General features: G+C 49.0%; 5 protein-coding genes. 4 read left to right on the top strand and 1 reads right to left on the bottom strand.

Annotation, left to right across the window (positions count from 1 at the left end; translation table 11 throughout):
• The 4 genes from H7A81_RS26610 to H7A81_RS26595 form a co-directional block, all read left to right on the top strand.
• A partial coding sequence (locus H7A81_RS26610) for an enolase C-terminal domain-like protein (protein ID WP_182059269.1) occupies positions 1 to 964 on the top strand: 964 nt, incomplete at its 5' end.
• A gap of 191 nt (positions 965 to 1,155) precedes the next feature.
• Positions 1,156 to 1,365: a YdgH/BhsA/McbA-like domain containing protein gene (locus H7A81_RS26605; RefSeq protein ID WP_182059268.1), complete on the top strand. Its 210-nt coding sequence runs from the start codon at positions 1,156 to 1,158 to the stop codon at positions 1,363 to 1,365.
• Between the two features lie 236 nt (positions 1,366 to 1,601).
• Complete coding sequence (locus H7A81_RS26600; protein WP_034829890.1) at positions 1,602 to 1,820, top strand: type II toxin-antitoxin system CcdA family antitoxin; 219 nt, start codon at positions 1,602 to 1,604, stop codon at positions 1,818 to 1,820.
• 3 nt (positions 1,821 to 1,823) lie between these two features.
• Positions 1,824 to 2,129 carry a CcdB family protein gene (locus H7A81_RS26595; protein WP_034829889.1) on the top strand — a complete coding sequence of 102 codons (306 nt, stop codon included), beginning with the start codon at positions 1,824 to 1,826 and terminating at the stop codon, positions 2,127 to 2,129.
• 41 nt (positions 2,130 to 2,170) lie between these two features.
• On the opposite strand, the gene H7A81_RS26590 is transcribed toward H7A81_RS26595, so the two are convergent.
• Entirely contained in the window at positions 2,171 to 2,920 is a 750-nt protein-coding gene (locus H7A81_RS26590; protein WP_034829888.1) for an IclR family transcriptional regulator, read from the bottom strand.
• Positions 2,921 to 3,048: the final 128 nt, after the last annotated feature.

The following is a 3,048-nucleotide window of genomic DNA, read 5'->3' as shown; positions in this document are numbered from 1 at the left end:
CTTGTGGGATTTAAAAGGTAAAGTGGCTGGGTTGCCAGTGTTTGAACTGTTGGGTGGTAAGTGCCGTGATGGCATTGCTCTTTATCGCCACTGTGACGGTGCAGATGAAATTGAAGTTGAAGATAATATTCGGGCCCGTATGGAAGAGGGTTATCAATATGTACGCTGCCAGGTGGGTATGTACGGCGGTGCCGGCACCGATGATTTACGTCTGATCGCCGGTAAGTTGGCTAAGGCACGTAATATTCAGCCGAAGGTGTCACCGCGTAGTCAGACGCCGGGCGTTTATTTCGACCCCGAAGCTTACGCGCGTGCGGTGCCCCGTTTGTTTGATCATCTGCGCAATAAAATTGGTTTCGGTGTGGAGTTTATCCATGACGTACACGAGCGCATTACACCCATAGCTTCAATCCAACTGGCGAAATCGTTGGAAGAATTCCAGCTGTTTTTCCTCGAAGATCCTGTCGCCCCTGAGAACATCGATTGGCTTAAAACATTACGGACACAGAGCAGTACACCGATTGCGATGGGAGAGTTATTTACCCAGATTAACGAATGGAAACCTCTGATTCAAAACCAGCTTATCGATTATATTCGTTGCCATGTCAGTACCATCGGCGGTATTACGCCTGCCAAAAAGCTGGCGACTTTTGCTGAGCTCTACGGCGTAAGAACCGCCTGGCATGGACCTGGTGATATTTCACCCGTTGGTGTCGCTGCAAATCTGCATATCGATATGAGCATTACTAACCTCGGTATTCAGGAATATACGCCGGTCAATGAGGCTTTGCAGGAAGTCTTCCCGGGCTGCCCGGAGATTGATCGTGGTTATGCATACCTCAGTGCTCGCCCAGGTTTAGGTGTAGATATTGATGAAGCCCGTGCAGCTAAGTATCCAGTTAAAGGTGATCTACCCGAGTGGACTAATGCTCGCTTGCCGGATGGCTCTGCGGCAAGGCCTTAATTCAAGTCGCCTTCGGGCGGCTTTGTTATTTCTGATGCGGTAAGGCAAATACTCAGCCCAAAACTCTCATTCAAATAATTAGAACGATAAAAGCAAAATGATTAGATTTCAACCATCACAATACAGGTCTATTCTTTTTCACATCGAGGCGGAATGCCTCATAATCTGAAAATGAATTTGAGGAAATGACCATGAAATCAATCAAAACTTTCGTTGCAGTTTCAGCCCTTACTCTGGCTTCATTTGCCAGCTTTGCACAGAGCATTTCCGTTGAGTCCTCAACTCTTGACGGTGCAGAAGCAAAAGTTGCCGCAGTGGCACAAGAGCAGGGCGCACAGTACAAAATCACTGAAGCAAACACCAACAACCGTGTGCACATGACTGCAGAGCTGTATAAATAAGTTCAGTTTCCGCTTCAGCGTTAAGGCCGCCTTCGGGCGGCTTTGCTGTTTCTGAACTAAGTAACCGCCTCTCATACGTTCTACTTAGATGATCTCTAAGGTCATCCAGGCCCCCTCATATACCTTAAATCTGTAATATTCAGATTTCCCTGACACAGATTTGGCAATGGTGACTATTTACCCTCATTGTATACCCATATAGTATACCTCTAAACGACATCGATTTAGGGGGCTAAATGAGAGGCAAAGTCAGTATCACCGTTGAGAAAGACAACTATAAATATTTGGTTGACTCCGGCGTTAACGTTTCTGCATTAGCGGATGCGGCTTACGCCAAAGAGGCTAAGCGCATTAAAGGGGAACGTTGGAAGGAAGAAAATCGTGAGGGCATGGAAGAACTTGCCGCTTTTAACCAAAAGTTTGGCTCGTTCGCTGATGAGAACAGGAAGTGGTAACTCATGCAATTTGATGTTTATGAATATAAGCGGACCAGTCATTACCAACTTTTTGTCGATGTTCAGAGTAACATCCTTGATACACCGGGATTTAGAATGGCTATCCCGCTTGTTGATGCCTCTTTACTCTCTGAAAAAGTGAGTAAAGAGCTCCTTCCAATCGTTCAACTCAATGGCACTGCTTATCGGCTGAAAACTGACGATGTCGTTAGCGTTTCAAAAAGCGTGTTTGGCGATAAAGTCGGAAGTCTTGCAATCTACGAAACTGAAATTAAAGACGCTATTAACATTCTGTTTTGGGGTGTGTAAACCACTCTCAAATCTAACCCGCCCTGGCGGGTTTTATCTTTTTAGCGCGCCACCAGCGTTTCAATTTCTGCCTTCGCCTGCATCAGCGCGGCCAGTAGTTGGGGAAACTGCTCATCGAAGCGCATAGCCGGCACGGCTAAGGCCAGGGCATAGCGTTCACCCGGCCCGGTGTGCAGAGCAACACTGACGCCACAAACGCCGCGCGCATGCTCCTCCCGATCAATCGCATAACCTTGCTGGCGAATTGACTCAATCGCTTTCAGCAAAGGCTGACGATCTTTCAACGTTTGCAGGGTGCGCACCTCATTCAACTGCGGCATTAACGTCGTCAAAAGCTCTTCAGGCTGTTCCGCCAATAGGGCTTTGCCATGTGCGGCGCAGTGGGAAGGAAAGGCGGTGCTGATGGGCGAAACCACGCGCAGCTCCTGATCCGAAGCATATTGGCTGACCAGTACCGTGTGGCTGCCACGCCAGACACATAAGTCCACCGTTTCGCGGGTGCGACGCCCCAACGTCTCCATCGCCGGTTGCGCCAGCGCAATAATATCGGTGTGCGCTGAGGCGGCAAGTCTGGTCAGTGCTGGCCCCAATTTAATTCCCGCGCTGTCCTGGATCAGCAACTGCTGCGCAATCAGAGAGGTCACCAATCGATGAACCGTGGTTCGCGGTAACGCAGTCGATTTCGCCAGTTCGGACATTGATAATCCAGCGGGGCGATTTTCCAGTGCGCGCAAAAGGGTGGCGGCACGTGCAATCACCTGTGATCCGTTAGCTTCAGTATCTGCGACCATTATTCATCCGTTTCATCGATTTACCCACGCGCCACTCTACCACGTTACGCGCTAGCGATTGACATCACGCGCGATTACCCTAACACTCATGTCCGATATGTGGATAATAAACCCATTATGCGGATAGG

The sequence above is a fragment of the Pantoea sp. ME81 genome, from assembly GCF_903970985.1.
Taxonomy (GTDB): domain Bacteria; phylum Pseudomonadota; class Gammaproteobacteria; order Enterobacterales; family Enterobacteriaceae; genus Pantoea; species Pantoea communis.
The sequence above is the reverse complement of the archived record's forward strand: the minus strand, read 5'-3'. Positions and strand labels throughout refer to the sequence as shown.

Excerpts from the sequence above, each read along its gene's own strand:
- H7A81_RS26590 (WP_034829888.1), bottom strand. The coding sequence starts at position 2,920 with ATGGTCGCAGATACTGAAGCTAACGGATCACAGGTGATTGCACGTGCC.
- H7A81_RS26605 (WP_182059268.1), top strand. The coding sequence starts at position 1,156 with ATGAAATCAATCAAAACTTTCGTTGCAGTTTCAGCCCTTACTCTGGCT.
- H7A81_RS26595 (WP_034829889.1), top strand. The coding sequence starts at position 1,824 with ATGCAATTTGATGTTTATGAATATAAGCGGACCAGTCATTACCAACTT.
- H7A81_RS26600 (WP_034829890.1), top strand. The coding sequence starts at position 1,602 with ATGAGAGGCAAAGTCAGTATCACCGTTGAGAAAGACAACTATAAATAT.